Source organism: Pseudomonas sp. HN2-3 (assembly GCF_020691745.1).
Lineage (GTDB): Bacteria > Pseudomonadota > Gammaproteobacteria > Pseudomonadales > Pseudomonadaceae > Aquipseudomonas > Aquipseudomonas capeferrum.
Window position 1 is genome coordinate 4,486,135 of record NZ_CP085704.1, and the last position, 23,203, is coordinate 4,509,337.

General features: G+C 60.9%; 39 protein-coding genes and 1 tRNA gene. 11 read left to right on the top strand and 29 right to left on the bottom strand.

The window, feature by feature from the left end:
- Positions 1-45: 45 nt before the first annotated feature.
- From LJX93_RS20230 to LJX93_RS27380, 25 genes are all read right to left on the bottom strand, one after another.
- Entirely contained in the window at positions 46-1,272 is a 1,227-nt protein-coding gene (locus tag LJX93_RS20230; RefSeq protein WP_227696346.1) for a phage major capsid protein, read from the bottom strand.
- Between the two features lie 64 nt (positions 1,273-1,336).
- Positions 1,337-2,041 (bottom strand): head maturation protease, ClpP-related, encoded by a 705-nt coding sequence (locus LJX93_RS20235; protein WP_227696347.1) that lies wholly within the window; start codon positions 2,039-2,041, stop codon positions 1,337-1,339.
- Positions 2,013-3,311, bottom strand: coding sequence for a phage portal protein (locus LJX93_RS20240; protein WP_227696348.1), 1,299 nt, complete (start codon positions 3,309-3,311; stop codon positions 2,013-2,015). Before LJX93_RS20240 ends, LJX93_RS20235 begins: the two co-directional genes overlap by 29 nt.
- Positions 3,311-5,053 (bottom strand): terminase large subunit, encoded by a 1,743-nt coding sequence (locus tag LJX93_RS20245; RefSeq protein ID WP_227696349.1) that lies wholly within the window; start codon positions 5,051-5,053, stop codon positions 3,311-3,313. Before LJX93_RS20245 ends, LJX93_RS20240 begins: the two co-directional genes overlap by 1 nt.
- Positions 5,046-5,462 (bottom strand): hypothetical protein, encoded by a 417-nt coding sequence (locus tag LJX93_RS20250; RefSeq protein WP_186703024.1) that lies wholly within the window; start codon positions 5,460-5,462, stop codon positions 5,046-5,048. Before LJX93_RS20250 ends, LJX93_RS20245 begins: the two co-directional genes overlap by 8 nt.
- A 172-nt stretch (positions 5,463-5,634) precedes the next feature.
- The gene (locus LJX93_RS20255; protein ID WP_227696350.1) at positions 5,635-5,964 is read right to left on the bottom strand and encodes an HNH endonuclease signature motif containing protein; all 330 of its coding nucleotides are present in this window, start codon (positions 5,962-5,964) and stop codon (positions 5,635-5,637) included.
- Positions 5,955-6,299 carry a hypothetical protein gene (locus tag LJX93_RS27375; RefSeq protein WP_320442641.1) on the bottom strand — a complete coding sequence of 115 codons (345 nt, stop codon included), beginning with the start codon at positions 6,297-6,299 and terminating at the stop codon, positions 5,955-5,957. Before LJX93_RS27375 ends, LJX93_RS20255 begins: the two co-directional genes overlap by 10 nt.
- Positions 6,296-6,589 carry a hypothetical protein gene (locus tag LJX93_RS20265; RefSeq protein WP_227696351.1) on the bottom strand — a complete coding sequence of 98 codons (294 nt, stop codon included), beginning with the start codon at positions 6,587-6,589 and terminating at the stop codon, positions 6,296-6,298. Before LJX93_RS20265 ends, LJX93_RS27375 begins: the two co-directional genes overlap by 4 nt.
- A gap of 65 nt (positions 6,590-6,654) precedes the next feature.
- On the bottom strand, positions 6,655-6,981 hold the full coding sequence (locus tag LJX93_RS20270; protein WP_227696352.1) for a hypothetical protein: 327 nt from the start codon (positions 6,979-6,981) through the stop codon (positions 6,655-6,657).
- Between the two features lie 60 nt (positions 6,982-7,041).
- Positions 7,042-7,254 (bottom strand): hypothetical protein, encoded by a 213-nt coding sequence (locus LJX93_RS20275; protein WP_227696353.1) that lies wholly within the window; start codon positions 7,252-7,254, stop codon positions 7,042-7,044.
- Between the two features lie 48 nt (positions 7,255-7,302).
- Entirely contained in the window at positions 7,303-7,620 is a 318-nt protein-coding gene (locus LJX93_RS20280) for a hypothetical protein (protein WP_227696354.1), read from the bottom strand.
- Entirely contained in the window at positions 7,620-7,991 is a 372-nt protein-coding gene (locus tag LJX93_RS20285; protein WP_227696355.1) for a chemotaxis protein, read from the bottom strand. The genes LJX93_RS20280 and LJX93_RS20285 overlap by 1 nt, the downstream gene beginning before the upstream one ends.
- A 417-nt stretch (positions 7,992-8,408) precedes the next feature.
- The gene (locus LJX93_RS20290) at positions 8,409-8,702 is read right to left on the bottom strand and encodes a DUF2513 domain-containing protein (RefSeq protein WP_227696356.1); all 294 of its coding nucleotides are present in this window, start codon (positions 8,700-8,702) and stop codon (positions 8,409-8,411) included.
- Positions 8,703-8,861: 159 nt separating this feature from the next.
- Positions 8,862-9,407, bottom strand: coding sequence for a hypothetical protein (locus LJX93_RS20295; RefSeq protein ID WP_227696357.1), 546 nt, complete (start codon positions 9,405-9,407; stop codon positions 8,862-8,864).
- Positions 9,404-9,700 carry a hypothetical protein gene (locus tag LJX93_RS20300; protein WP_227696358.1) on the bottom strand — a complete coding sequence of 99 codons (297 nt, stop codon included), beginning with the start codon at positions 9,698-9,700 and terminating at the stop codon, positions 9,404-9,406. The genes LJX93_RS20295 and LJX93_RS20300 overlap by 4 nt, the downstream gene beginning before the upstream one ends.
- Positions 9,693-11,027 carry a tyrosine-type recombinase/integrase gene (locus LJX93_RS20305; RefSeq protein ID WP_227696359.1) on the bottom strand — a complete coding sequence of 445 codons (1,335 nt, stop codon included), beginning with the start codon at positions 11,025-11,027 and terminating at the stop codon, positions 9,693-9,695. The genes LJX93_RS20300 and LJX93_RS20305 overlap by 8 nt, the downstream gene beginning before the upstream one ends.
- Entirely contained in the window at positions 11,014-12,405 is a 1,392-nt protein-coding gene (locus LJX93_RS20310; RefSeq protein ID WP_227696360.1) for a replicative DNA helicase, read from the bottom strand. The genes LJX93_RS20305 and LJX93_RS20310 overlap by 14 nt, the downstream gene beginning before the upstream one ends.
- Positions 12,402-13,202, bottom strand: a complete 801-nt coding sequence (locus LJX93_RS20315; RefSeq protein ID WP_227696361.1) for an ATP-binding protein — start codon at positions 13,200-13,202, stop codon at positions 12,402-12,404. Before LJX93_RS20315 ends, LJX93_RS20310 begins: the two co-directional genes overlap by 4 nt.
- A complete protein-coding gene (locus LJX93_RS20320; protein WP_227696362.1) occupies positions 13,183-13,980 on the bottom strand; it encodes a helix-turn-helix domain-containing protein in 798 nt (265 codons plus the stop codon). Before LJX93_RS20320 ends, LJX93_RS20315 begins: the two co-directional genes overlap by 20 nt.
- Before the next feature lie 4 nt (positions 13,981-13,984).
- The gene (locus tag LJX93_RS20325; RefSeq protein ID WP_227696363.1) at positions 13,985-14,215 is read right to left on the bottom strand and encodes a hypothetical protein; all 231 of its coding nucleotides are present in this window, start codon (positions 14,213-14,215) and stop codon (positions 13,985-13,987) included.
- Entirely contained in the window at positions 14,212-14,808 is a 597-nt protein-coding gene (locus tag LJX93_RS20330) for a hypothetical protein (RefSeq protein ID WP_227696364.1), read from the bottom strand. The genes LJX93_RS20325 and LJX93_RS20330 overlap by 4 nt, the downstream gene beginning before the upstream one ends.
- On the bottom strand, positions 14,805-15,101 hold the full coding sequence (locus tag LJX93_RS20335; protein WP_227696365.1) for a hypothetical protein: 297 nt from the start codon (positions 15,099-15,101) through the stop codon (positions 14,805-14,807). The genes LJX93_RS20330 and LJX93_RS20335 overlap by 4 nt, the downstream gene beginning before the upstream one ends.
- Entirely contained in the window at positions 15,095-15,388 is a 294-nt protein-coding gene (locus LJX93_RS20340; protein WP_227696366.1) for a hypothetical protein, read from the bottom strand. Before LJX93_RS20340 ends, LJX93_RS20335 begins: the two co-directional genes overlap by 7 nt.
- Entirely contained in the window at positions 15,385-15,720 is a 336-nt protein-coding gene (locus tag LJX93_RS20345) for a hypothetical protein (RefSeq protein ID WP_227696367.1), read from the bottom strand. Before LJX93_RS20345 ends, LJX93_RS20340 begins: the two co-directional genes overlap by 4 nt.
- Before the next feature lie 136 nt (positions 15,721-15,856).
- Positions 15,857-16,162 carry a transcriptional regulator gene (locus LJX93_RS27380; RefSeq protein WP_320442642.1) on the bottom strand — a complete coding sequence of 102 codons (306 nt, stop codon included), beginning with the start codon at positions 16,160-16,162 and terminating at the stop codon, positions 15,857-15,859.
- An 86-nt stretch (positions 16,163-16,248) separates the two neighbouring features.
- Here LJX93_RS27380 and LJX93_RS20355 point away from each other — a divergent pair, with 86 nt between their 5' ends.
- The 11 genes from LJX93_RS20355 to LJX93_RS20405 all read left to right on the top strand — a co-directional run bounded on the left by LJX93_RS20355 (position 16,249) and on the right by LJX93_RS20405 (position 20,923).
- Complete coding sequence (locus LJX93_RS20355; protein WP_227696368.1) at positions 16,249-17,034, top strand: XRE family transcriptional regulator; 786 nt, start codon at positions 16,249-16,251, stop codon at positions 17,032-17,034.
- Positions 17,035-17,189: 155 nt separating this feature from the next.
- A complete protein-coding gene (locus tag LJX93_RS20360) occupies positions 17,190-17,570 on the top strand; it encodes a response regulator transcription factor (RefSeq protein ID WP_227696369.1) in 381 nt (126 codons plus the stop codon).
- Between the two features lie 112 nt (positions 17,571-17,682).
- The gene (locus LJX93_RS20365) at positions 17,683-18,120 is read left to right on the top strand and encodes a tellurite resistance TerB family protein (RefSeq protein ID WP_016489238.1); all 438 of its coding nucleotides are present in this window, start codon (positions 17,683-17,685) and stop codon (positions 18,118-18,120) included.
- Positions 18,117-18,320, top strand: coding sequence for a hypothetical protein (locus tag LJX93_RS20370; protein ID WP_227696370.1), 204 nt, complete (start codon positions 18,117-18,119; stop codon positions 18,318-18,320). The genes LJX93_RS20365 and LJX93_RS20370 overlap by 4 nt, the downstream gene beginning before the upstream one ends.
- 45 nt (positions 18,321-18,365) lie before the next feature.
- Complete coding sequence (gene csrA, locus LJX93_RS20375) at positions 18,366-18,557, top strand: carbon storage regulator CsrA (protein WP_227696371.1); 192 nt, start codon at positions 18,366-18,368, stop codon at positions 18,555-18,557.
- On the top strand, positions 18,547-18,783 hold the full coding sequence (locus tag LJX93_RS20380) for an Arc family DNA-binding protein (protein ID WP_227696372.1): 237 nt from the start codon (positions 18,547-18,549) through the stop codon (positions 18,781-18,783). Before csrA ends, LJX93_RS20380 begins: the two co-directional genes overlap by 11 nt.
- Positions 18,780-18,923 carry a hypothetical protein gene (locus LJX93_RS20385; RefSeq protein WP_227696373.1) on the top strand — a complete coding sequence of 48 codons (144 nt, stop codon included), beginning with the start codon at positions 18,780-18,782 and terminating at the stop codon, positions 18,921-18,923. Before LJX93_RS20380 ends, LJX93_RS20385 begins: the two co-directional genes overlap by 4 nt.
- Entirely contained in the window at positions 18,920-19,705 is a 786-nt protein-coding gene (locus tag LJX93_RS20390) for a hypothetical protein (RefSeq protein WP_227696374.1), read from the top strand. The genes LJX93_RS20385 and LJX93_RS20390 overlap by 4 nt, the downstream gene beginning before the upstream one ends.
- Before the next feature lie 2 nt (positions 19,706-19,707).
- Positions 19,708-20,061 carry a hypothetical protein gene (locus LJX93_RS20395; RefSeq protein WP_227696375.1) on the top strand — a complete coding sequence of 118 codons (354 nt, stop codon included), beginning with the start codon at positions 19,708-19,710 and terminating at the stop codon, positions 20,059-20,061.
- Complete coding sequence (locus LJX93_RS20400; RefSeq protein ID WP_227696376.1) at positions 20,058-20,675, top strand: hypothetical protein; 618 nt, start codon at positions 20,058-20,060, stop codon at positions 20,673-20,675. Before LJX93_RS20395 ends, LJX93_RS20400 begins: the two co-directional genes overlap by 4 nt.
- Positions 20,672-20,923, top strand: coding sequence for a helix-turn-helix transcriptional regulator (locus LJX93_RS20405; RefSeq protein ID WP_227696377.1), 252 nt, complete (start codon positions 20,672-20,674; stop codon positions 20,921-20,923). Before LJX93_RS20400 ends, LJX93_RS20405 begins: the two co-directional genes overlap by 4 nt.
- 19 nt (positions 20,924-20,942) lie before the next feature.
- On the opposite strand, the gene LJX93_RS20410 is transcribed toward LJX93_RS20405, so the two are convergent.
- The 4 genes from LJX93_RS20410 to purC form a co-directional block, all read right to left on the bottom strand.
- Positions 20,943-21,170 (bottom strand): hypothetical protein, encoded by a 228-nt coding sequence (locus LJX93_RS20410; protein ID WP_227696378.1) that lies wholly within the window; start codon positions 21,168-21,170, stop codon positions 20,943-20,945.
- A gap of 38 nt (positions 21,171-21,208) precedes the next feature.
- The gene (locus LJX93_RS20415) at positions 21,209-22,186 is read right to left on the bottom strand and encodes an integrase (RefSeq protein WP_054913478.1); all 978 of its coding nucleotides are present in this window, start codon (positions 22,184-22,186) and stop codon (positions 21,209-21,211) included.
- Positions 22,187-22,296: 110 nt separating this feature from the next.
- A tRNA-Ser gene (locus LJX93_RS20420) sits at positions 22,297-22,386 on the bottom strand.
- Positions 22,387-22,477: 91 nt separating this feature from the next.
- Complete coding sequence (gene purC, locus LJX93_RS20425) at positions 22,478-23,188, bottom strand: phosphoribosylaminoimidazolesuccinocarboxamide synthase (RefSeq protein ID WP_012315794.1); 711 nt, start codon at positions 23,186-23,188, stop codon at positions 22,478-22,480.
- Positions 23,189-23,203: the final 15 nt, after the last annotated feature.

Here is a 23,203-nt window from a genome sequence, read left to right on the forward strand (position 1 = left end):
TTCCCTCCGGGATGGGTGACGGCGGGCCGGAGCCCGCCAGGCACATTAGGTCGCCGAGTGCTGGTAGTGCTTCACGGCCTCGGTGTCGGTCAGGTTGCCGCCGCTGCGCATGAAGGCCAGGAAGCCGACCTGCCCCTTCGAAGCGAAGGCACTGTCGTCGAAGCGCATCAGGTTGACCTGCATGGCATCGCGGATCATGTACTTGGCCAAGTCGCCGTAGATGATCGACTTGGCGTTTGCCGCCGGTGCCGGCATGTCGTTGTTCAGGGCCACTTCCTTGCCCAGCAGCAGATCCGGGGCGCCGGCGGTGATGCCTGCCTCGTAGCCTGGGGTCCAGATCGGACGACCCGCAGTGTCCTTCAGCTTGCGCAGCAGCTTGCGGACGGTCTGGGCGAACATGAACTTACAGCTGCCGGCCAGCTGGTAGGCCTCGTCCACCGATTCCAGCAGGTCAACCAGGTCGTCGTAACCCACGGTCAGGGTCTGGCCGGTGGTGCCGATCTTGCCGGAAGAGGATGCGGTCACGATGCCGCGCGGCTGGCCAGTGCCGGTGCCGGTGGTGAAGTGGCGGTTGGTGATGCGGCCCACACGCTCGATGATCCGCTTGCGGATGAACGCTTCGATGTCAATCGAACTGTCCTGCAGCAGCTCAATCGGCACCGCGATGATCTTGGAGCTGTACTTGAACACGTTCAGGCTGACAGTACCGAACGATGGGTCGAGAGCGGTGGCCTGGGCGTTCTCGGCCAGGATCTCACCTTCTTCAGCGGTCCCGTTCGAAGACGGGAAGCTCAGCGGATTGCCCTGGGCGGTGTTCAGGATCTCGGCCACCGCGCGCATGCCGCCGAACGCCTTCAGGGATTCGATCAGGCTGGACGCCACTGCGGATGGGACGGTGTAGCCGCCCTCGGAGCCGGTGGTGGTGCTCATGGTGTTGAAGAACTTGGCGGCCTGCTCGTTGGTGAAGCCGCGCTCACCGCGCCGGGTCCAGGTGTCGAAGATGCCGATATCCGAGAGCAGGTCTTCGGTGTCGCGCTTGCCGGGCTTTTTATCGCCCTTGTCGCCACGGTTGTTAAAGTGCTGCTCGGCGGCGAGGTCCAGCACCTTCTGCTCGCGCTCGATCCGGGCATCAAGATCGGAGATCTCACCGGTGAGCTGGTCGTACTTGGTCTGGTGCTCGGACTCCCATTTCTTGTCTTTGGTGTCGTCCAGCAGCTTGCGGGCTTCGATGGCCAAGCCATTACGGCGCTCGCGCATTGCTTGAATGGTCATAACTTTTCTCCAGGTGCAAAAAAGCCCGCACTGGGCGGGCTGGATTTACGCGACGGCGCGAGGCCTACGGCGCGATTTTTTCCAACAGCGAAAGGCGGCGCTCCAGGGCTTCGCGGTTCACCGTGGGTTCGGGGCGCTCAGTGAGCGCTTTGGGGGCGTTGCCGTAGGCGGCAAGGTTCCAGTGGTTCTGGGTGGCGGACTTGCCTTCGGCCAGACGATCGACGAAGCCAGCGGCGAGTGCTTCGGCAGAAGTCATCCAGGTGGTGGCGGCCATCATGGCCAAGATCTCCTCGGACGACTTTCCGGTCTTGCGCTCGTAATCCGCGCTGATGCTCGCGTCGACCTTGTCCAGCAGGTCGGCCTGGTCACGGAAGTCCTTGGCATTGCCCATCTGGATGGTCCAGGCGTTATGGATCATGAAGAAACTACCATCAGCGGCCTCGACCTCGTCAGCCGCAATCGCCACATAGGTAGCTGCGGACACGGCTTGGCCATCGATATGCGCAATGACTTTTGCCGGGTGCGATTTGATGGCCTGGGCCATGGCGCGCGCGTCGAACACATCGCCACCAGGGCTGTTGATCCGCAGGTGGATGGTGTCAACGTCGAGCGCGGCCAGCTGTGGTACGAAGTCCTTGGCCGCAACGCCCCCGTACCAGTCCTCACCGATGATGTCGTAGAGGTAGATGGTTGCCTCGCGGCCCTCGTTAACGATCCGAAACTCGCGCTTCGCCGCCTGGTTATTCTTGAACAGTTGGATCAGGTTCATCTGGCTGAGCCTCTGGGGGTTTGGCCGGCTTCTGGCTGGCAGTCGAGAAGTAGAGTTTGTTGCCGCCCGGTACAGGCGGCAGGTTCTTGATGGCCCGCACTTCGTCAACCGTCATCCAGCCTTGGGCGCCAGGCCCGCCCAGCGCCTTACCGAGCACATCAGATTCAGTTTTGCTGTCACCGGCCAGCAGGCCCTCCCGGTTGAACTCCGTGAAGAAGCGGGTCGAACGTGGCCACAACTTGCGGTTCAGCTCCTGCTCGATGCGGCGCAGGTGCGGGCCCAGGGTGTAACGGACAAAGCCGATCGACATCTGCTCGATGCCGGTGCCCCAGCTGGTGGACGCGGATGTTTCGCCGATCATGTGCGGTGGCGCGCCAAATGCTCGAGCAATCTCGACCACCTGAAACTTGCGGGTTTCCAGTAGCTGGGCGTCCTCGGCGGTGAGGCTGACCGGCTTGATGTCGCCCCCGTTCACCAGCAGCATCGGCTTATGATGGTTGGTGCGGCCCGTGTACTTCTCGGTGAACTGCTGACGCAGGTAGTCCTGCTGCTCAGCTGATGGCGAAGTTCCGGTCGGGTAGGTGATCACCACACTCGGGCTGGCACCATTGCTGAAGAACTCGCCGGCATACTCGTCGGCGGCCAGGGCAGCACCCACGGCCTGGCGGGCGGCATAGCGAATCACCGACTCGCCCTTGGTGCCGTCGAAGCCGAAGCCAGGGAAGTGCAGCACGTCTTCAGCCTCCAGACCGAAGTACTTGCCGTCATCATTCCCGTAGTAGTGCAGCGTGTCGCCAACCCGCACGATCGATACACACTCCCGGGGAAGCGGCATGAGCCGCACAGGCTCGCCGGAGCGATCACGGACGATCTGGGCGAGGCCATCGCCACGCAAAAGCATGGACGACAGCATCCACTCCCAGAACGAACAGGCCGTCAGCGTTGGATAGGGCGATTCGTTCAGCAGCCACCACAGGTCGTGATTCGCCCGAGCCCGGCCGCCGTTCTCGGTGCGCTCATAGATCGGCAACGGCAGCAAAGCTACCGCACCGGCGATCAGTCGGCAGCAGGCATACACGGCAGCGCTGCGCTTGGCGGTTTCGGTGGTGACCACCACACCAGATGACGACGGCACAGCGCCAAAGAAGTCCGCCCACTGGGAGCGATCCATCTCGTTCCAGGTCATTTCCTTGTTCTTGAGCTGCCCGAACTCTTCCTGCAGCGCTGCCAGCTCCTGCTCCAGCTTCTTGGTTTTTCCAAAGTTGAACATCACAGCACCACGCATAGGTCAGTAATGGGCTGCTCTTGCCCAGCCTTCGAGACGCCGACTGCCATGAGCAGGGCGGTCATGTCGTCGATCTTGTCCGCCGAACGCTTCTTGTCCGGGGCCATGTTCATGTTGTCGTCACGCCGGGCGATGAGGTTGGAGGCGCACCAGTTCAGCAGCATGTCGCCGCCGTGCATCAACTTGCCGGAGATATACGCGAGCTCCAGGGTCTGCATCGCCGGGTGGTACGACTTAGGCCCCTGAATGAACTCAACCATCGGGAGCTCAGCCGCAACCAGGCGGTTCACCAGGTCGGCGGCATTCCACCGGTCATACGCGATGGCCTTGACGTTGAAGCGCTCGCAAACCGCCTTCACATCGGCCTCGATCACCGCGTAATCGGTAACGTCGCCCTCGGTCTGCTTGAGCAGACCCGATTCAACCCAGGCCGCATAGGGGACCGTTCCGCGCTCGGTGCGGAAGGCCACCGCGCTCTCCGGCGCCCATCGCCACCCGTAGGTGTACAGAACGCCATCTACATCCCACACAAGTCGGAATGACGTGAGGTCGCGGGTGGAGGCAAGGTCCAGCCCGCCCCAGCATGGGTACTGCGCGAGCCAGTCCAGGTCGATCTCGCCACCGCACTGCTGCCATCTGTTCAGGTCGATCCAGCCCTCAGCAGTCGAGGCCGGCCGGTTCAACCGCTTGATGCGAAACTCGGCCATCTTCGAAGGCATCTGCTTCGCCTCGATGGCTTCCTTCTGGATAGCCGCCATCAGGTGCGGGTTCACGTCCATCAGCGGGTTGGCCTTGATCCAGGCCTTTTCGTCGAAGTCTTCGTCGGCCTTGATGCCGAGACTCTTGTCCTCGTCATCCACCGCATAGAACACCACCAGGTAGTGATCAGCGGTGGTGCCGAACAGCCCGCCCAGCAGCTTCTTGGCGAACATCCGTATTTCCGCCCACGGCCCGGGGTTGGTGTAGCCCTCGGTGGTCGTGAACAGCCACAGCGGGTTACCCCGGGCACCAGCTGCTGACTGGAGAACGTTCAGCAGGTCGGCGGTCTTGTGGGCATGGATTTCGTCCAGGCCGACGTGTGATGGGTTCAGACCATCCTGGGTCGATGCCTTGGCGTGGATCGGCTTGAAGCTGGCACCGGTCTGAACGCGGCTGATGGACTTGGCCCAGACTTCAAGACCGAAGTACTCCCGTAGGTCCGCGTTCTTCTCGGTCATCCGCTTGGCGGCGTTGAAGATGATCGACGCCTGCGGGAAGGTGGTGGCCGCGCTGATGATCTGGGCGCCCTCTTCGGGCTCACAGCATTCGCAGTACAGCAGGATCGCCGAGGACAGCGTGCTCTTGGCGTTCTTCCGGGCTACTGCGAACAGAGCCGAGGTGAACCGGCGCGGGTGAAACTTCCCGTCGTCGCCCCACCCTTCGGTGAACACCCACTGCCGTTTGCGGAAGCCGAACAGCTGGACCACAAAGAAGATGTGCGACGGGTGCATCACGATGGTGGGTTTTTCCCACTTACCTTCAACGTGATGCAGCTTCTCGATGAAGTCGCACGGGTCGTTCGCATGCCAGGGGTCGAAAATGAACGGGCAGTCCTTCTTCTTGGCGCGCTTGAGGTCATCCAGAAAGCGCTGGGCCGCCTGACGGATCAGCTTGCCGTGGCGCTTCCGCTTCTTGTCGGCCACAGCCCCCTTCGCGTAGTCGGTAGCGATCTTGACGAAGTCACGCATTCTTCCGCCCATTACCCGCGAAGGCGTTGCCCTTCTTCTGCTCCCCGCCCGACGAAACCTTACGGCGGCTTGCCGGTGTCATGCCGAACTCGGAGAACAGCGCCTTCAGCGCCGTGGTCTCTGCCGCCGTGGCCTCCATGTCGGCCTTGGCCTTCTTGCGGAAGCACTGCCAGGCAAAGCACAGCTGCTCCAGCGAATACAGGTCGACCACCTGCAAAACCTTGGCGGCAACCAGCTGCCGGCCCAGGCTTTCCCACATCTCGGCACCGTCTCGATTCAGGTGCTGAGGTGCGTCAGGAAAGTCGTCAATCAGGTCGAACTCTGGCGCGTCCTTTTCCTCGCGATCCGGGCGAGTGGTACCGGCCAGAACCTTGAGGTTGGGCGCCGTTGGCTTCCGTCCTCGGGTCATTTGTCAACCTTCAATTTCAAAAAGCTAATTTTGACGGCGCGAAAAAAGAGTTTCGGGCGCGGTCTAGAAGAAAAAGGCCCCAGGCTTTTCCCCTCCCCCTGCCCAAGCAGCGAGAAATATTCTCATTTCTACGTTTTTGGCTGATTTCTCAGGCCTGCGCGCGTGGTTTCGATCAGCTGCGCCGGGCGTTGCCGAAGCCGCCGTCCTCTGCTGCCGTCTTGCGCGAGTGGTGCATCCGGCACAGGCCTTGCCAGTTCGCCCTGGACCAGAACAGGTCCTTGTCGCCTTTGTGAGGGGTGATGTGGTCGAGCTCAGTGGCTGGCTCAACCCTTCCCTCTCGTTGGCAGTGCACGCAGAGCGGATGCTTGCGCAGGTAGCCGGCGCGGGCCTGCTGCCACCTATATCCGTAGCCGCGCTCCGTGCTGCTCCCTCGCTGCTCTGGCGGCTGGTGCCTGGCCGTGGTCGCTCCGGGTGGCTTGTGCGTACCAGGCCTCAGCGGCATGGCGTGCCATCCAGGTAGGTGTCTGGCTCAGCATCAGGGTCAACATCATCCCCGTCAGCCAGCGCTTCGATCAGTGCCAGGTTCTGGGTTGCGATCTGCTCCAGCAGTGCGGTCTGTTTGCGCTGTTCGGCCAGTAGGTCGCTGACGCTTGGTTGCAACTGGGCGGTGATGCCCGCCTCAAGCACGATCAGCTCACACTTGATTCGATCAGCTGTCCCTGCCAGGTGCTGAGTCAGTCGCTCGCGCACCTCCGTCTTGATCGGGAACGGAACGCTGACCACCAACAGGTCGCCCTTCTTCGGGCTCAGCTTCTGGATATGCTCTTGATCGATCATCGCTCCACCTTTGCGTATTGGCGGCATTCGTCCTTGAGGCTGGAGATATCCACCTCAATAACCTGAGCCTCTGCTGACACGCTTGGGATCTCCCGTGGCAGTACCGTAATCACTGCGTGCCAAACACCATTCTCGGCTGACGCCTTGAGCTCAACACTCAACACTCCACCCAGTTCGCTGCCGTCACTCAGCAGGACCTTGGTACCCATCACTTGGTGCGGACTGCTGTGGTTGCTCTTTGGTGCTGGCACCACCGTCGCCACCATCAAGGATTTGCTTTGCTCGCTCATAGGCCACCTTTGTAGTTAATCCACTCACGTCGGCGTGCATCACCTGCACAACATCAGCCTGAGCCTCAAGTGCTGGGAGGCTCGTCATCACTTACGCCCTGCTCGCCGGCCAAAGCCTTGATCAGGGCAAGGTTCTGAATGGAGATCTGTTCGAGCAGCAAGGACTGCCTACGCTGCTCGGCAAGTAGCTCACTCAGGCTCGGATACATGTGCGCGATTGCGCCGCCTTCTTGAGCCAGCAGTTGGAGCACCATCTGTTCCGCCCGAACTTGCAGTTGAGCCTGGACTGTCGCCATCTGCTCCAGGCTCAACTGCTGAGGAATGCTGACTACCACTAGGCTCTCCTGCCCCTGAGCCAACGGCTGTTCGGAAGAGTTCGCTTGCTCGCTCATATGCGACCTTTGTCCATTTGTTGATCCATTCGCGCCGGCCGGCGCATCCACTACACGCCATCACGCGCCGCGCCGGGTAAGGCCGTAGCACTCCAGGGCGCCTGCGATCTTCTCGCCCTGCGCCTGGCTGATGGTTTTGACCACCTCCACGCAAGCGGCGGTATTAGGTTCCATGCCAATGGTGATAGAGGCGACCTTCGACGGGTCCAGCCCTAGGACCTGGCAGACCGTCTGGCCAAGTTCCTGGCCAAGGACAAGAGGTTTCTTTTTCATGATCCTTCCTCGCGCCACGAAACAGCGCATATCGATTTTGTGGCGCGGCTATGGGGTAACCCGGTTGAGGGCCTCATCCGCCTTGTCGATGGCCTGGGTCGCGGTGGCCGCTGCCTTGCTTGCCTTGTCAGCGGCTGTGCCAGTCTTGCGGGTCAGCTCATCCAGGCGGATGTCACGCTGCCTGGATGCTTCGTCATAGGCCTGGCGGATCTGGGCGACCTGCTCCATATAGGACTTGGCCAACGCCCATTGGCTGAGCTGGAAGCCGAAGAATCCACCGCCGATAACCAGCAGCAGGGCAATTGCCCACACCTCAACTCGGCGCCACCAGCGGCGAGCGATGAATTCCATTGCGCATCTGTCCATCAGGTCAATCCTCCCAGCTTCGTGCGCAAGCGGGCGATCTCCTCGCTCTGGAGGGTCACCCGCTCAGTGAGCTGGCCTACCTGACTGGTCAGCGCTTCGATCTTTCCTTCCATACGGCCAACGGTTGCTGCCAGGTCGTTGCGCTCTTTGGCGAACTGATCAGCGCGGGCCTCGGCAAGCTTGCGGGCCTCACGCTCAGAGTCGAGCAGTTCGTTCAGGCGGCGGACGGTGCCGATATCGGCATTGTCCATGGCGCGGTCGGTTGCGTCCTTGGACAGGAACTTGCGCAGCCAGAGGAAGCCCCCCAGCAATACGGTGCCCGTTCCGCCCAGCCAGGTGGCTGTGCCTGGGCCGAGGTCGGTCGGGTCCATCAATGCTCCAGAAACAAAAAAGGCCCGCCGGAATGGCGAGGCCTTGAGTGGGTGCGGAGGGCCGGCGCATACCCGGCTTGTTGGTCTGGATCGCTGGGTCACGTACCCCAGACTCTCATCGCGTAACCGATCAGGGAGCGCACGGCTTTGATCGACGCCACTACCGACTTAGCCCAGCTGCCTGGGCGCGTCATCCGCATTGTGTGAGGGTCTTCCCCCTCCGCCCGTTGATGCCGCCTGAATCAGCAATACCAGGGAGCAAGCTCATCAACTGCCGGTGTTTTTCCGTAGCGCGGCACTATCCGGCTAATCCGCGTCCAGGCCCTCCCGTAGGCCACCCTGGCTGTGGTGACATCAGAAACGAAAAAGCCCCGCACGATGGCGAGGCTTTGAATTAGTTGAAGCGAGTCTGTTCGCTTAACGCATGGAGTCGAGCAAGTCGTGCCCCTTCCAAGTCAGCTGGAAGTTGATCTCATCAGACTGGTCACAGTACGGCTCAGTCTCTGTCTTCACTACGAAGCCGCCAGTCTCCAGAATGTTCAGCTGATAGACGATCTGCTCGTTGAGGTCTTCTTCTGCTTCACCGCTATTCCACACGCCACGATTGGCGCCGACCTCCTGCATGATCTCCAGCAGCGTTGGTCCGCAATCGTTGACCGTGAATTCAATGAAACCCAGCACTTCATGCACCAGCTTTAAGTCGCGCTTCATGGTTAGCCTCAAGTCCTACCTTGGATGATGGCCGAGTCTAACCGGGGCGGCGCGCAATAAAAAACCCCGACGCAATGGCCGGGGTTTCTATGCTCGCGTGCGTCACCTTTTTACGCACCGAACCGCAGGTTATGAAGTTACGCGGTCACTCGGCCACTGTCAAGCGGCTGATTTCAGCAGAAGCCCGTGCTCTTCAAGCAACCCCTCGACAACCGCATGCGCCTCACTCACCCGATCATCAAGCCAGCGCATAGTCACTGTTCTCCAGCGCCGAAGCGTGCGGTCTGGAGTGCCGTCGGCATCCCAGGTATGCAGCACATAGAACGACGCAGGCAGCCCGCGACGGCGCTCTGGCACCATCCAGGCCATAACGCACTTCATCTTGAACAGGTGGTGCGCCGGGCTCACCACGCGCGGGGTCAGGTATCTGGCAGCCTCCTGCACCTCGGCCTCATTGATTGAGTACTTCCCAGCCAGCGCATGCCACTGCGCATCTGGAAGCATTCGTTTCAGCATGGATCGGGTCATGGCGTCCTGGGTGGTCCGCTCCTCTGGGGAAAGTCCGTCATCGACCCGCTCAGTCAGCAACTCGTCATCGACGGTGGCTTTGTAGCGGTTCTGCCAGGCCGGCTTGGCCGTGCCGTCGTGAATCTCGATCGACATGACACGGCTGATGCAGTGTCCAGCGTCCTTGTACACAGTCATGCAGCCCTCCGGATGCGGCGAGGTGGTGGGTTGTCGTCCAGGCCCAGCAGGTTGCGCAGCAGCTTGTCGGCGGCCGCATTCTTGGTGTTGCCCTCGGCAACCCAGCGCTTGCAGTACTCCCCGAACTCGATATCAACCCGGGTGGCGTGCCAGCTGGCGACCATATCCAGCAGCGCGGCCATGGCGTGCGGGCCAGCCTTCTCTTCTGCCAGGTGCTGGCCGGCGATCTTCAGGAATTTGCGCTCATGCTCCTGAAGGCTTTTGCGCGGCAGTGCCGCAGTTAACTTACTCATGCCCGTCTCCCGGCTTGGAATCTTGATCGTGCATCCTCCCTTGGGATGGATGCTGTGAGGCGCTGCAACCAGCGCCGTTAGTGGCGTCATCGGCTACAGGCCCGGTTTTCTGTCCCGGCAATGTCTCGGTGTGAATGGCGGCGAATCCCTGCCCGTCGAGGTGCTGGTGCCAGGCCTCCAGCGCCTGACGCTTCAGCCCTTCGGCCGTGGTGTGGATGTAGGTGGCGTCGAGGTCCTTCATGGCGTGGTTCAGCAGCAGCTCGCCCACCATGTAATCCACGCCGAGGTCGGTCCATGCCGTGCGCGCCACCTTGCGCAGGTCGTGGCTCGACCACTCGCCCTTGGCCAGGTCGGTGAACAAGGTATTGGCCTTGCTCGGGCTCAGCGGAGCACCGTGGCTGCCCGGGAACAGCAGCAGGCCGGTGTAACCCTGGGCGGCCTGCAGGCGCTGGTACCGGCGCAGCAGTGCGCAGGCCTGCATGGTCAGCGGTAGCGTGTGCTCGGCCTTGGTCTTCGTGTCACCCGCCGGAATGAACCAGCGCCCCGCTTCAAGGTTGACGTTGCGCCAGCGCGCCAGCCGGGTCTCGCCCAGCCGAGAACCGTGGCACAGCATCATCAGGGCCAGCATGCAGCCCGCTGGCTCCACCTCGAAGCGCTCGGCCACCACCACCAGCAGGCCCGGCACATCATCCCCACGCAGTCGCGCCGGTCGCGGCCTGATCCGGGTCCGCACGAAGTCGGTGAACTTCAGCGAGGCCATGGGGTTGGCAGGCAGCATGTCCAGACGCAGAGCCTGGCGGAACGCTACCGAAAGCACGCCGTAGACCGAACGCACGAAGGACAGGGCATAGCGTTCCTGCAGCGGCCACATCAGGCGCTGGTCGATCGCCTGCTTGTTGGTCTCGGCCAACAGCAGATCACCCAGGCGGGGCACCAGGTGACGGTCCAGCGCCGACTTGGCACTGGCCTTGCGCTTGGCGGACAGGCCTCGATCACGGTTCATCCGGTCGCGGTACCACGCCAGCACGTCGCCCACCGCGGCCCAGCTGGTGGTCGTCGACTTGGCATCTGCGTCGGCAGCACGGCGCGCCAGGATCGCCGGAAGCGTGGCCAGCATGGTCTTGGTGTTGATCCCAGGGTAATCGCCAGCCTTACCCCAGCGTCCGCGAACCACGACGTGCCAGGCGCCACGGGTGCGGTCGACGGTCGAGAACCGGAACCGTAGCTCCCGGTGCCGGGTATCGCGCAGCTGGAAGACTTGGCCAGCAGCGTGCCGACGGATCTCTGCATCGCTGAGGGTAACGGTTAGGGTTTTAGAACCGCTCATTGCCCGCCCCCTTGTAGCGCTGGGCGTAGCTGCCACGCCCAGCCTCGACCTCATCATCACTGGGCAGCGATCCAGCGTAGGTGGCGAACCGACCATACTGCCCTTCCTGCTGAACGATGCAGCTGCCAACCCGCGCATGGCGACACTTGGTCATCAGGATCTCTGTGAGGCCGTTCTGGCCCTCCTCCGTATCCATGTCGCGGTGCACCATCAGGATGCAGCTGGCGTCGGCCTCGATCTCACCGGAGTCGCGCAGGTCGCTGGATTGGGGCTTCTTGCCGGGGCGCTTGGTCGAGTCGCGGTTTAGCTGGGCAAGCTCAATGACCGGGATGGCCATTTCCTTGGCCAGCTGCAGTAGGGCCTTGCTGATCTTGCCCACCTCTTCGGTACGAGAGCGGCCACCACGCTCGCTGCGCACCAGGGTCAAGTAGTCGACCACAATTCCAGCCAGTCCGTGCTCGCGCTGGCACTGCCGAGCCGTGGCGCGAATGGTGGACGGCGTCTGCACCGGGTCGTCACAGACGAATAGCGGGGCTTCCAGGGCCAATCCTACGGCGCCGCTCATCCTGGCCCAGTCGTCTTCGCGCATCTGGGCTGGGTTATCCAGCTTCTGCAGAGCCACCCCTCCCAGGGAGGCGATAGCGCGCAGCCCCAGTTCTTCGCCAGGCATTTCGATGGAGAACACCAGCCACGGCTTCCGCTCCTTGACGGCGTTGTGCTGGGCGATCTGCAGGGCCAAGGTGGTCTTGCCACTGCCCGGCAGGCCGGCGATTACGGTCACCTTCTTCGGGCGAAGCCCCTGGGCCAGCTCGTCCAACTTTTCGAGCCCCGTGGATGGCCACTTCAGCGCCACGCCTCGGTGCTTTTCGTCTACCAGGTCGGCGGCATCTCCCATCCATTGGTCCAAACGCTTGTAACTCTTTGCCTCCCCATCCAGGTTGCGCAGGTCTGCCATGGCCTGCTGGGCTGCAGCAATTACTTCGCCGGTAGGCGCTCCGGCCTGTACCATTTCCTGCGCGCCGCCCGCCACGTCCAGAATGCGGCGAATCACGCCCCACTCCTTGACGTGCTTGGCGTAGGCCTTCCAGTTGGCCAGCGAAGGCACCTTGCTGGCCAGCTCAGCGGCATAGGCCATGACGTTGTCGCCACCTGGGAGCAGGCGCTGCACCGCGCCCAAGGTCACCGGATCGATGGGCATGGCTTGCTCGCGGCACTCGAGCATGGCCTCGAACAGTGCCGCATTGTCGGCATGATAGAAGTCGGCTGAGGTCATCTGGCCGAGCATGTCCTCGACCAGGCCTAAGTCCTGCTGCAGCGAAGCGTGAATGACTGCGCCAAGCACGCCGTGCTCAGCCTCATCGCTGTAGAGGGCCCTCATGCCGCAGTCCTCTTCGATTCCCAAGTGAACCCGACTTTCTGCCCGCCGTTCTGACGCAAGCGGTCAAGGGCGCGATCGCCGATGAAGGGCGTGAGGCCGTCAGCGCTCAAGTTGCTGATCACCACAGTCGGCAGCACGGCCTGATACCGGCGGTCGATGATGCTGTGCAGCAGGCCCAGCTCGTACTCGCTGCCCTTCTGCGCACCGATCTCATCAATCACCAGCAGATCCAAGCCGCCAAGATGGACTGCCACGTCACGATCGGTGTAACCCGATCCGGGTGCCATGGAGGCGCGGGCAATGCTCACAATGTCCCCGGCCGGGATGATCAGCGAACGGCATTGATCGGCCACCACCGTGCGGACGATAGCGCTGGCCAGGTGAGTCTTACCGCAGCCGACGTTGCCGGTCAGCAGTAGGGAGCGGCCCGCCCGGAAGTTGGCCGGGAACTGCTCCGCATAGGCCCGGCACTTGGCCAGGGCCCTGTGCTGGGGCTCCGTCTCGGCGCGGTAGCTGTCGAAGGTGGCGCCAGCAAAGCGCGGGGTGATCCCGGCAGCGATCAGCGCTTCGCTGGCTTTCTCGACCTTGTGCTGGGCATTGGCCAGGGCGCGTTCTGCCGAGTCGCGGGGGCTGGTATGCAGGGCCTCCCAAGCGCAGCGCTTGCAGCCACGCGCCAGCATCGAGCCGTCCAGCTGCTCGACCTCACTCATATCGACGCGGCCATGCACCGGGCACTCGCCGGAGAAGATGCGCTTGGCCGGGGTACGGTGGAACAGATCAGAAATTCGAGCGGCCATCGTGGCTCTCCTGGTACATGTCATCGGTGTGCTGAGGGAGGTTGTTGAATGCGCCAGGCCGACTTGGCCGTGCGCCAGCGTTTGCCGTCGCCTCTGGGTAAACATCGGTCCAGCAGCTGACGGTGGACTTGTCGAGGACCGCATCAGCGTTCTGGTGGCCCTCCAGCTTCTTTGCGATCAGCTCACAAGCACGCTCTGTCAGCGGTGCACGCTTCGCTTTGCGCATCTCGCAAAAATCGGCCCAGGCTCGGTCTGAACAGTTCTCCGGTTTAGCCGTCAGCGGGTCGAAGCTCTGCTGTGTCTTCCGCTTACCTTTACCGCCAGCTGCGGCGTCATCGCCTTCTTTACGGTTATGGGTGGTTAATTGGTGGTTAAGTGATGGTTCGGGTGCATGCTGTGCACCCCGTTCTGTCGTGGCGTGCACCCCGTTATGTTCTGGCGTGCACCCCGGTACGTCTTGGCGTGCACCGGGTGCATGCTGTGCACCCCGATCCATCGCAATGTCGTAGCACACCGGAATGCGATCGCGCTGGGTGATGTAGGCAGCGGGAATCGCTTGGTTACCCCGGCGGATCGCTCCCTTCTGCTCCAGGTCTCGAAGCCGATACTGGACAGTGCGAGGACTCAGGCCGGTATCGACTGCAAGGCGAGCCACCGAAGGGAACGCGGCGCGCCCATCCTGATCGGCATAGTTGGCCAGGCACAGCAGGACGTGGCGGGCATGCGGTTCGCCAACCTCCTGCTGCTCTAGGGCCCAGGTCATTGCTTGAACGCTCATGGATTCAAATCTCCAGCTCGGCGGTCACCCGCTGGACAAACTGGTCGTAGCTCTCGGCCATCTGGAAACCCTGAAGCTCCAGCGCCTCGCGATAAGCCTTCGCGCTTCCGTACAGCACCCAACGCTCGCGCTCTGGTAGGCCTCGGAAGGCGGCATAGCTTGGCCAAGGGCCGGTGATGATCGACGCGCCCGCGCGCTGCGGGAGAACCTGGGCATGGTTTGGGGTCGTGGTCATTGGAGGGTCTCCGATGAGGGACCGGTGATGGCCGGAAGAGAAGCACTCACATCCTGTGCAGCACTGCCAGCAAGCCGGGAAATCAGTTGGCTGTATGCGTTCAAGGCGTCAACCGAGTGGGCTCTCGCCAGGTCCAGCTCAACCAGCTGAGGGCAATTCCCGTTGATGAGCTCACCGACACGCCTGATGTAGTTGAATCCAGCCTGCGCCAGCTCCAGATCGGCCAGGCCGGCAAAAGCAGACGCGGGCAACGGCTTGAGCTCAGGCGGGCGGATAGGGATTGGCAGCGAACTGATCACTTCTCCCGCCAACAGCGCCTGGCGCTGCTTCTCCAGGTGATCAGCAGAAACAGTCTGCACGGCATGGCCAGTCCGCCTACGGAAGAGCACCGCCAGCGCCATGCATGCCTCAATGAGGCTGACGTGCGTTTCGTCGCGCTCATGGATCTTGACGCCTTCCTCCACCACCTCGATGGCGTTGGCGACGGTCTCGAAGCACGTCATCAGCAGGGCAGCATCGGCGAACTTCTCGAAGAAGGCTTCGTCGATCACCTCAGCTGCGGGGGCGGCGGGGAAATTGATAACGTTGCTCATGCAGCACCTCCCACATCTTTTGCATCATGGAAGGCAGCCGCGGCGCGGTGTGGGTACAGGAAGTTGCGCGTGTCGAAGACGACTCGCTCCATGAGGCGCTCCAGCTCGCACACTACCGGGTTATCGAAGCCACCTAGCCCTGGGACAACTTTTGACCAGTACAGAGTTTTGATGGCTCGGAACGCCTCGCGGGCCTCATTGAACTTGGCGATGTCCTCTGCGGATAGAGTCACGTCCGGCACCATCACCCCAACAGCCGGCACTGGCATCAGTTCAGTTCGAACGGTCAGCATGCGGCACCTCCTGCGCCACGATTCTGCGGGGTCGGTTTTTGTGGCGCGGCGTGATCGCTGGCGATCTTCCTGAAGTCCTCAATGGCGCTATCAACGCCGGTGAAGCCAGTGTCATCAAGAAACTTGGCTAGGCCTGCGAGTGCTTCGACATTGCGACCGCCCTCATGTAAATGACTCAGGCGGATGGCGCTGGCTAAGCCAGCAAGCCAGACAAGATGGTCTCGAGCTGCGAGCAATTGAAACTCGGCTTCGGCGGCCACGTCCGCAACGGTTGGCGAAGTGGTCATTGATCACCTCCGCGCCCAGCTGCAGTGGCCACGCTCTTCTCAACCGACCAAACAAGTGCGCTGACGGTCTCCCCCAGGAAACTCAGCGCCGCCATGCCATCGCAGTACGCCATCTCGCCCATGTTCAGGCTGTCGTGCATGTGCTGGCAGATCTGGCTCAGCCCGGAAGAAAGGGTGCGGGCCGCACGCAGGGCGTCTTCGGCATTCATCCCGGCGTCAACGCTGAGCAACTGGTCAGCTACCGGGCTGATAGGGGCATTTAGGAAACCAACTTTGGTGGTGAGGATTGCTTGCGCAGCAGTAGTGGTGGTGTTATTTTTCGGTTGTGGCATAACCTCGTCTCCTACAGACGATGCGATTTGAACCACTCGTCCTACCGAGTGGCATGAGAAACCCGCTTCCTACAGCGGGTTTTTTGTTGCCCGGTGAAAAGTCAGCCAGACAGCAAAAACTTGGCGTCGAAGCCGTTCATGAATGAGCCTGCGAATTACTGGATGGGTATACAGAGCCAACAGGCCCAGGTGCGTCAGCGGCAAATTTGCCGGATGATTCACCTACCTTGTGGCGAGCTTCGACTTGAGCAATCAGAGGGCACAGGGACGCGGCGCTAATGGCGCCACCGGTGGCAAGCTCGGCAAGAAATGCCTTTTCAGCGCTGATCTTCACGGACCCAGAAAGCCAGTACGAAACAGTGGCCTGGGAAACGCCCAGGGCCTTCGCGGTCAACGATTGGGTGCCGAAATGCTGTATCAGCTTGCTGATAGAACGAGCCATCGAACGGGCCTCTAATAAGTCAATTTATATGCTGCACAGAAGAAGACTTCTTTGCAAGCAGATAAGTATCTTTATAGGATCAGCGGATGAATCTTTCTGAACGTATCAAGCAAGCTAGGCAGCATGCCGGCCTCACCCAAAAGGATCTCGCCGAAAAGGTGGGCATAGCGCAAACCGCCATCAGCCAACTCGAATCTGGCAAGACCCAGCGTTCGACCTACCTGTTCCAAATAGCGGACGCATGCGGGGTGTCGGCGGTGTGGCTGGCAGCCGGCGCCGGCGGAATGCTCCATGCGCCAGGTCAGGGTGGCGGTGTGGCCGAGGAGGAATTCAGGATTGGCTACCACCAAGCCCTGGCCGAGGCAGAGCAGCCGGATGAAGAAAGACCCTTTGGCCCAGGTGTATCGCCCATCAGCGTATGGGATGACGACACGCCACTGGATGACGATGAGGTAGAAGTACCTTTTTTGAGAGAGGTTGAACTCTCCGCAGGGAGCGGGCGCACTGTGATCGAGAGAAGCACCTCCACCAAGCTGAGATTCGGTAAGCGCTCTCTGCGCGCACACAATGTCCAGTTTGACCAAGCTGTTTGCGTTATCGTCTCTGGTAACTCCATGGAGCCGGTACTCCCGAACGGCAGCACGGTTGGAGTGAACATGGGGCAGAAACAGATTGTCGACGGCAAAATGTACGCCCTGAAACACGATGGCCAGCTTCGGGTGAAGGTCCTGTACAGAATTCCTGGAGGTGGCATCCGGCTGCGCAGCTTCAACCAGAGCGAACACCCAGACGAGAGCTATACCCCAGAGGAGATGAGCGAAAACTCAATTGAGGTGCTTGGCAGAGTCTTCTGGGGCGCGTCCTTTTTCTAGTCGATAATCCTTCCCAAAGCCCGGTGAATCCGGGCTTTTTTGTGCCCGCCGATCGGGGAAATCACTCTGCTGATAAAAAATATAAGCTGAATGCTTGCGCAGCCTTATCAATCTGCTTATATTTTGGCTCATCTACTTACACAAGGAGGTGGCAAATGAACGGCGTGATCAACTTCAGGAGCATGGAAGGCAACATCGGCATCCTCGCTGCGCAAGAGCTGAAAGCAGCCCTAGCCATTTGCTGCGGCCTAGGCAACAAGGAAATCGCGCAAGAGCTGTCTTGCTCGCCGGCGACCGTGAAGAAGTCGGTCGAGAGAATTTTCTACAAACTGGGCATCAGTAGCCGGTCTGCAGTGCCGACCGAACTGTTCTGTCGCGGAATCGCCAGGAGACTTGCCATGATCATGTGCGCCGTCCTAGTTACGAACGCGGTAATGGATGACCAGGAATTTACCCGTGTACGCCGAGGCGGAGGACAAGGGCGCAAAGTCGAGTTACGAGTAGCAGCACGACGCGCTGACAGCTCTCTCAGCTGAATAGAGCCATCCGCCTGACCTGATCCAACCCTGACTTTTGCGAAAGCCAACAAACGCGGCAGGCCACCGGCTTGCCTGAAGAAAAGCTCCACCAACCCAAGAGGAAAGACCCATGTTCGGTATTGGAAAGAAACTGTTCGGCGCCAAGCGCGCAGTCAAGAAGCTGGAAAACCGTGACCTGATGCAAGCCATCGTCGGTGGTTGCCTGCTGGTGGCGGCGGCTGACGGCGAGATCAGCAAGAACGAGGCGGCTCAGATCGACATTCAGATCCGGGCAAACAAGAACTTGGAGCACTTCGGCCAAGAGATCACTGCCACCGTGAACCTCTTCACTGAACAACTGCAGGCCGGCTTCCGCCTGGGGCGCATGAACATCATGCGCGAGATCGCGGACATCAAGAACAACCCTCTCGATGCCGAGGAGGTGTTCGTGAACATGATCACTGTTGCCGAGGGCGACGGAAACATCAGCCCCGAAGAACTCAAGGTCCTGGCCGAGGTTGGTGTGCAACTGGGCTTGCGCCCCAAAGACTTCGGTATCGAGGCTTGAAGCGCAAGCACATAGGCCTGGGCGCGGTGGTAGGGCTTGCCCTGTGCGCGCTCGCAATCGCCGCGGCTGTGAACTGGGGGTCTTGCCAATGGTACGGCTACCAGACCGAGCGGCAGACCAAGTTCGCCCCCTATGTCGGCTGCATGGTGAAGACCCACGCCGGCTGGGTGCCCCGTAACGAGCTGCGCACTGCGCAGTGATATGGAGGGGCGGCGGTGCCGCCCTCACCCTCACAGGAGTTAATCATGCTCATCCTAACTCGCCGCGTAGGCGAAACCATCCGCATCAACGACGACATCACCGTCACCGTCCTTGGCGTCAACGGCATGCAGGTTCGCCTGGGTATTGAAGCGCCGTCGGACGTTGAAGTGCACCGCCAGGAAATCTACGAGCGCATCCAGGCGCAGAAAGAGCAGGAGGTGCGTCATGGCCTTTGAATACGGCTCCCGCGACGCGGACAAATTCGTTGTACGCCTGCCAGATGGTATGCGCGACCAGGTAGCGATGGCGGCCAACGCTGACGACCGAAGCATGAACAGCCTGATCGTGAAGGCCATCCGCGAGTATCTGGACCTGCAGCAACGCCAGCATGTGCTGCTCGGGGCTCTGGTGCTGGCGAACCAGATGCAGGGCCAGCAAGACATTCAGGTGCAGCAGCCATGAGTCAGGCCGGCCTGCTGCTGAAGCTGTGGGAAGCCCTACAGCAACGTGAAACCACCTTTGGCCAGGTGCTGGACCTGTCTTCCGCTTGCGGTTTGGACGGGCGCCGGGTTCTTGCCGATCACTTCCGGGGGATAGCATGATCAATTTGACTGACAACCTGGCGCATCGCGCCCTCTTCACCCTGCCCCCGATCCGGCCGAGTTCGGAGACGGCACCAGCAGTTCAGGTGCTGCCTGAACAGAAGGTCGTCACTGGCAATAAGGAAGTGGATGCCGTCTTGTGGCTGCGGGAGGTGATCAAAACCGGCCAGGCAGGACCGATCGCCACAGCCCTGGACGCTGCCAAGCAGATCAAGACGCCGCTCAAAGAGATCGAGCAGCGGTATGTGGACTATGTGAAGCGCAACAGCGGGGGAAACCCCTTCGCAGTAATGTTCTCGTTCGGCTTTGCTGACCTTGAAGGGCTGGCCAAAGGCTCGCTGGAGAAAGCCGCCCTTGCATCAGAGGCGCAGGCTCGCTTCGAAGGCGGGACGATCTTTGAAGACACACCTGCCGAGCAGTTTTGCGAGAAGGCCCTGAAGCGCTGCAAGGGCTTCAAGAGCTACTTCGAAAACGACAAGGCACAGGTGGCCAAGCGCTTCCGCAAGCACGCCAACCTGATGCCGGGCACCCTCGATGATTGCCTGCATGAGATTGCGTACTGGGGACGACTGTATGTCCTGCGCCATGCTGCCGGCGAATGGGGTGATGGGATGCATGAGGCCATAGCGCGCGAATGGTTTGTCCAAGGACTGTTGGCCGAGATCAAGCCTCGCAACCAAGACGAGGCCCTGCGCGTTCTGGATTACGCCGCACAAGCCGAGAGTATCGATCATGACGATATGGTGGCCATTGCTCGAAACCTCATCGCGGCGGGAGCTTAGTCATGAGCAAGCGGGATGTCAGCCAGGCAGCGAAGGAGATCATCGAATCGATGGGGCTCAAGCGGGGTCGCGGTCGGGTCAACTCGGTCGTATCGAGATCGGCCGCAAAGATTCATGCGGCCCAAGGCGCTGATCAGCAAAGCAAGGGCTCAGCCCTGGCAGCGCCCCCGGTCGGCCCCATAAACCGCTTCATGTACTTGGAGGCGAGGAAGTGGGCGATTGAGCTGGTCGCCTCTCTAAGAGGCTCGCCGGTCGAGGTGGTAGTTGAACGATTGACTGGTGCAACGGCAGGACGGCCAGGCAGCTATGTAGCCGGCATACAGTCCGTTATCACCGAACTGCAGGGGGCATCATGAAGGCGGTAGACAAAGAGAAGCTTAAGACGCTGGCTGAAGCGCAGGAATGCAAGGATTGGGGGATCTTCTTTGCTGGAATCTCCCTGGTTTCTGGGCGAAAGATGTTCAGCCTCAATGGGCCATCTGGGGTTAGCTGCCATGAAAACTGGGGTTTCACCCTTGAGTCGGCTCAGTACATCGCGGCAGCCGATCCTGCTGCCGTACTTGCCCTAATCGCGGAGATCGAGCGCGGCGGAAAGATTTTTGATCAGTCCATGCGAGCGCTTGATCGAGTTAACGCTATGTGGCATCGCCGCTGGCTATCCCATACGGGCGAGCCGTACCCGATTCCAGCGCTTAGCCGAGACGAGGAATTCGAGGAGCTCAAGGCAGAGAACCAGGCGCTGCGCAAGGCTATTTCCGGAAAGGTGCTTTGCGACTTGGAGCTGTTCGAGAGCCTGCGTGACAGCGCAGCAGCGGAGGCTGACCAGCACCAGCAGTTTCTGAGCGGTTACCGGCCATATCGTCAACAACTGCTAGATCAGATCGTGGAGCGCTGCGACCAGCTGATAGCTGACGTGACAGTTCCGCGTGACAACCAAAACCTGACGTGTCAGGTCGGGAGCGAGCAATGAGCGAAGAGGCTGAAGTGCTGACGGTCGAGGGGCTGGCCAAGCTGCTGGGCCGAACCGAGGCGTCGATCAGGGAGGGGATTCGCCGTGGGGTGCCGTGGCTGCCCAAGAGCTTCAAGATGGGCAATCGGCACTGCTGGCTGAAAGAGGACGTGCGCAAGTTCCTGCGCGAGTTCAGGGATGGGGAGCACACAAGGCCGAAGCCGGGGCGGAAACGGAGAGAGCCACCATCCTTGAGGACCGTGGCTTGACCATGGGCCTGAGTACTATTCAGGCGCCGCTCTTAGTGAAGCCATCTTTTATCCAGAAGGCCACCCTGCACACAATGAAGGGGCTTAGATAAAAGCCAACAAAAATGACTGCGGAAAACGCAAGACGATCAACGGGCAACGCCAACCAATCACGCAGCGTATTACCCGACGTGATAAGCATAGCCACGACAAAAACCACTCCAACTACCACGCACAATCTGCGAACACCTTCAGGCAAGCGCGACATTTTCACTCCTTTGATGGGACTTGTTTGATAAGCATGAACTAGCCGAGCTTTTCGGCGAGGTCCTGCGGGCTGAGGTGGGTATAGCGTTTGAGCATCGCCAGGGTCTTGTGGCCCGTGATACTCGCAACCTCCATCATGGTGAAGCCGCGCTCGAAGAAACGGCTTGTCGCCTCATGGCGAAGGTCGTGAAGGCGTAGACCTTCAATCCCAGCGGCCACGCAGGCCCTGGGGAAATAGTTGCTGATCGTGTTGAGGGCCAGGTTGAAGTACCGGCCGCCACCGATCGGCGTGGGCAGCCCCTCCAGCAGGGCTATCGCCCGGGAGGACAGCGGCACCGCGCGCCTCTCGCCGTTCTTGGTGTCTTCCAAGTAGGCCACTTTGCCGCGCACCTGGTCGCGGCGCAGCATCAGCAGCTCAGACCGGCGCATCGCAGTCTCCACCGCCAGCTCAATGAACACCGGCAACTGGGCGTTCATCTGGCCGGCCGCCTTGTACAGCGCGGCGAGCTCCGCCGGCGTTGGGCGACGATCCCTCTCCTTGCTGCCCTTGGGCATCCGGATCGCCCGGCACGGGTTGGCCAGCCCTTCAATGCCCCACTCCTTGGTGGCCACCGTATAAAGGTGGCTGATCACGGCCAGGTTGAGGCGGACTGTTGCGGTCGATTTTCCTTCCTTGAGCTCAGCATCGCGGTACGCGGCCATGTCGCTCGAGCGGATCGCAGCGAGGCCCTTGCTGGCCAACTTGTGCTCTTTCCACTTCTTGATGCGAACCTGCTCCTGCTTGGCGCCCTTCTTGGTGGAAGTGACCTCCGACAGGTAGCGGTCCAAGGCCTCAGCGAGCGTGGTGCTCTCGGCCTCGCGCATGTCGACGAAACGCGCACGCGACATATCACCTTCGATCTCGGCCGCCCATCGCTGGGCTTCTGCCTTGGTGTCAAAGGTGGCTGAAAGGGTTGGATATCCTTTGCGGCGGATCTGGGCGCGCCAGGCGTCCCCGCGCTTCTCGTAGTAGGCCATGGGGGAAATGATAGCGAACGCTTGGGGGAAATACACGCTCCCCCATTCCCCCAAAATTCCCCCAAATGAAAAAGACCCCGAGGGCTATACAGCGCTCGGGGCCTTTAATATGGCGGAGAGATAGGGATTTGAACCCTAGGTACTGTTGCCAGTACAACGGATTTCGAATCCGTCCCGTTCGACCACTCCGGCATCTCTCCAATGCCGCGCATCATACCAGCGAATTCTGAAAACGCAAACCTTTATTTTCAAAAAATCGCGTGGTATCAGGCGCTTGCGTGAACAGGCCGCTTACAGCGGCACGCCCAGGCGCTTGGCAACTTCCTCATAGGCTTCGATCACGTCGCCCAGGCCCTGGCGGAAGCGGTCCTTGTCCATCTTCTTGCGGGTTTCTTTGTCCCACAGGCGGCAGCCGTCGGGGCTGAATTCGTCGCCCAGGACGATCTGGCCGTGGAACACGCCGAACTCCAGCTTGAAGTCGACCAGCAACAGGCCTGCGTCATCGAACAGCTTGTTCAGCACTTCGTTGACTTTCAGCGACAGCTTTTTCATCTCTGCCAGCTGCTCGGCGGTGCCCCAGCCGAACGCGACAACGTGGGATTCGTTAATGAAGGGGTCGCCCTTCTCGTCGTTCTTCAGGAACAGTTCGAAGGTGGACGGCTCCAGCTTGATGCCCTCCTCCACGCCCAGACGCTTGACCAGGCTGCCCGCCGCGTAGTTACGCACCACGCACTCGACCGGGATCATGTCGAGCTTCTTCACCAGGCACTCGTTGTCGCCCAGCAGCTTGTCGAACTGGGTCGGCACGCCGGCTTCTTCGAGCTTTTGCATGATGAAGGCGTTGAACTTGTTGTTCACCATGCCTTTGCGGTCGAGCTGTTCGATACGCTTGCCGTCGAACGCCGAGGTGTCGTTGCGGAACAGCAGGATCAAGCGGTCGGCGTCGTCGGTCTTGTAAACCGATTTGGCCTTGCCGCGGTAAAGTTCTTCGCGTTTTTCCATGATGGGCTCCGCTTG

Bases quoted from the DNA above. Each gene is read 5' to 3' on its own strand.
- LJX93_RS20295 (WP_227696357.1), bottom strand. From the start codon at position 9,407: ATGACTGTGTACAAGGACGCTGGACACTGCATCAGCCGTGTCATGTCG.
- LJX93_RS20235 (WP_227696347.1), bottom strand. From the start codon at position 2,041: ATGAACCTGATCCAACTGTTCAAGAATAACCAGGCGGCGAAGCGCGAG.
- LJX93_RS20390 (WP_227696374.1), top strand. From the start codon at position 18,920: ATGATCAATTTGACTGACAACCTGGCGCATCGCGCCCTCTTCACCCTG.
- LJX93_RS20400 (WP_227696376.1), top strand. From the start codon at position 20,058: ATGAAGGCGGTAGACAAAGAGAAGCTTAAGACGCTGGCTGAAGCGCAG.
- LJX93_RS20280 (WP_227696354.1), bottom strand. From the start codon at position 7,620: ATGGACAGATGCGCAATGGAATTCATCGCTCGCCGCTGGTGGCGCCGA.
- LJX93_RS20335 (WP_227696365.1), bottom strand. From the start codon at position 15,101: ATGCTGACCGTTCGAACTGAACTGATGCCAGTGCCGGCTGTTGGGGTG.
- LJX93_RS20310 (WP_227696360.1), bottom strand. From the start codon at position 12,405: ATGAGGGCCCTCTACAGCGATGAGGCTGAGCACGGCGTGCTTGGCGCA.
- LJX93_RS20365 (WP_016489238.1), top strand. From the start codon at position 17,683: ATGTTCGGTATTGGAAAGAAACTGTTCGGCGCCAAGCGCGCAGTCAAG.
- LJX93_RS20320 (WP_227696362.1), bottom strand. From the start codon at position 13,980: ATGAGCGTTCAAGCAATGACCTGGGCCCTAGAGCAGCAGGAGGTTGGC.
- LJX93_RS20275 (WP_227696353.1), bottom strand. From the start codon at position 7,254: ATGAAAAAGAAACCTCTTGTCCTTGGCCAGGAACTTGGCCAGACGGTC.
- LJX93_RS20410 (WP_227696378.1), bottom strand. From the start codon at position 21,170: ATGTCGCGCTTGCCTGAAGGTGTTCGCAGATTGTGCGTGGTAGTTGGA.
- LJX93_RS27375 (WP_320442641.1), bottom strand. From the start codon at position 6,299: ATGATCGATCAAGAGCATATCCAGAAGCTGAGCCCGAAGAAGGGCGAC.
- LJX93_RS20385 (WP_227696373.1), top strand. From the start codon at position 18,780: ATGAGTCAGGCCGGCCTGCTGCTGAAGCTGTGGGAAGCCCTACAGCAA.
- LJX93_RS20255 (WP_227696350.1), bottom strand. From the start codon at position 5,964: ATGCCGCTGAGGCCTGGTACGCACAAGCCACCCGGAGCGACCACGGCC.
- LJX93_RS20360 (WP_227696369.1), top strand. From the start codon at position 17,190: ATGAACGGCGTGATCAACTTCAGGAGCATGGAAGGCAACATCGGCATC.
- LJX93_RS20415 (WP_054913478.1), bottom strand. From the start codon at position 22,186: ATGGCCTACTACGAGAAGCGCGGGGACGCCTGGCGCGCCCAGATCCGC.
- LJX93_RS20395 (WP_227696375.1), top strand. From the start codon at position 19,708: ATGAGCAAGCGGGATGTCAGCCAGGCAGCGAAGGAGATCATCGAATCG.
- LJX93_RS20340 (WP_227696366.1), bottom strand. From the start codon at position 15,388: ATGACCACTTCGCCAACCGTTGCGGACGTGGCCGCCGAAGCCGAGTTT.
- LJX93_RS20230 (WP_227696346.1), bottom strand. From the start codon at position 1,272: ATGACCATTCAAGCAATGCGCGAGCGCCGTAATGGCTTGGCCATCGAA.
- LJX93_RS20345 (WP_227696367.1), bottom strand. From the start codon at position 15,720: ATGCCACAACCGAAAAATAACACCACCACTACTGCTGCGCAAGCAATC.
- csrA (WP_227696371.1), top strand. From the start codon at position 18,366: ATGCTCATCCTAACTCGCCGCGTAGGCGAAACCATCCGCATCAACGAC.
- LJX93_RS20315 (WP_227696361.1), bottom strand. From the start codon at position 13,202: ATGGCCGCTCGAATTTCTGATCTGTTCCACCGTACCCCGGCCAAGCGC.
- LJX93_RS20405 (WP_227696377.1), top strand. From the start codon at position 20,672: ATGAGCGAAGAGGCTGAAGTGCTGACGGTCGAGGGGCTGGCCAAGCTG.
- LJX93_RS20250 (WP_186703024.1), bottom strand. From the start codon at position 5,462: ATGACCCGAGGACGGAAGCCAACGGCGCCCAACCTCAAGGTTCTGGCC.
- LJX93_RS20285 (WP_227696355.1), bottom strand. From the start codon at position 7,991: ATGGACCCGACCGACCTCGGCCCAGGCACAGCCACCTGGCTGGGCGGA.
- LJX93_RS20330 (WP_227696364.1), bottom strand. From the start codon at position 14,808: ATGAGCAACGTTATCAATTTCCCCGCCGCCCCCGCAGCTGAGGTGATC.
- LJX93_RS20290 (WP_227696356.1), bottom strand. From the start codon at position 8,702: ATGAAGCGCGACTTAAAGCTGGTGCATGAAGTGCTGGGTTTCATTGAA.
- LJX93_RS20240 (WP_227696348.1), bottom strand. From the start codon at position 3,311: ATGTTCAACTTTGGAAAAACCAAGAAGCTGGAGCAGGAGCTGGCAGCG.
- LJX93_RS20300 (WP_227696358.1), bottom strand. From the start codon at position 9,700: ATGAGTAAGTTAACTGCGGCACTGCCGCGCAAAAGCCTTCAGGAGCAT.
- LJX93_RS20325 (WP_227696363.1), bottom strand. From the start codon at position 14,215: ATGACCACGACCCCAAACCATGCCCAGGTTCTCCCGCAGCGCGCGGGC.
- LJX93_RS27380 (WP_320442642.1), bottom strand. From the start codon at position 16,162: ATGGCTCGTTCTATCAGCAAGCTGATACAGCATTTCGGCACCCAATCG.
- LJX93_RS20265 (WP_227696351.1), bottom strand. From the start codon at position 6,589: ATGAGCGAGCAAAGCAAATCCTTGATGGTGGCGACGGTGGTGCCAGCA.
- LJX93_RS20380 (WP_227696372.1), top strand. From the start codon at position 18,547: ATGGCCTTTGAATACGGCTCCCGCGACGCGGACAAATTCGTTGTACGC.
- purC (WP_012315794.1), bottom strand. From the start codon at position 23,188: ATGGAAAAACGCGAAGAACTTTACCGCGGCAAGGCCAAATCGGTTTAC.
- LJX93_RS20305 (WP_227696359.1), bottom strand. From the start codon at position 11,027: ATGAGCGGTTCTAAAACCCTAACCGTTACCCTCAGCGATGCAGAGATC.
- LJX93_RS20245 (WP_227696349.1), bottom strand. From the start codon at position 5,053: ATGCGTGACTTCGTCAAGATCGCTACCGACTACGCGAAGGGGGCTGTG.
- LJX93_RS20270 (WP_227696352.1), bottom strand. From the start codon at position 6,981: ATGAGCGAGCAAGCGAACTCTTCCGAACAGCCGTTGGCTCAGGGGCAG.
- LJX93_RS20355 (WP_227696368.1), top strand. From the start codon at position 16,249: ATGAATCTTTCTGAACGTATCAAGCAAGCTAGGCAGCATGCCGGCCTC.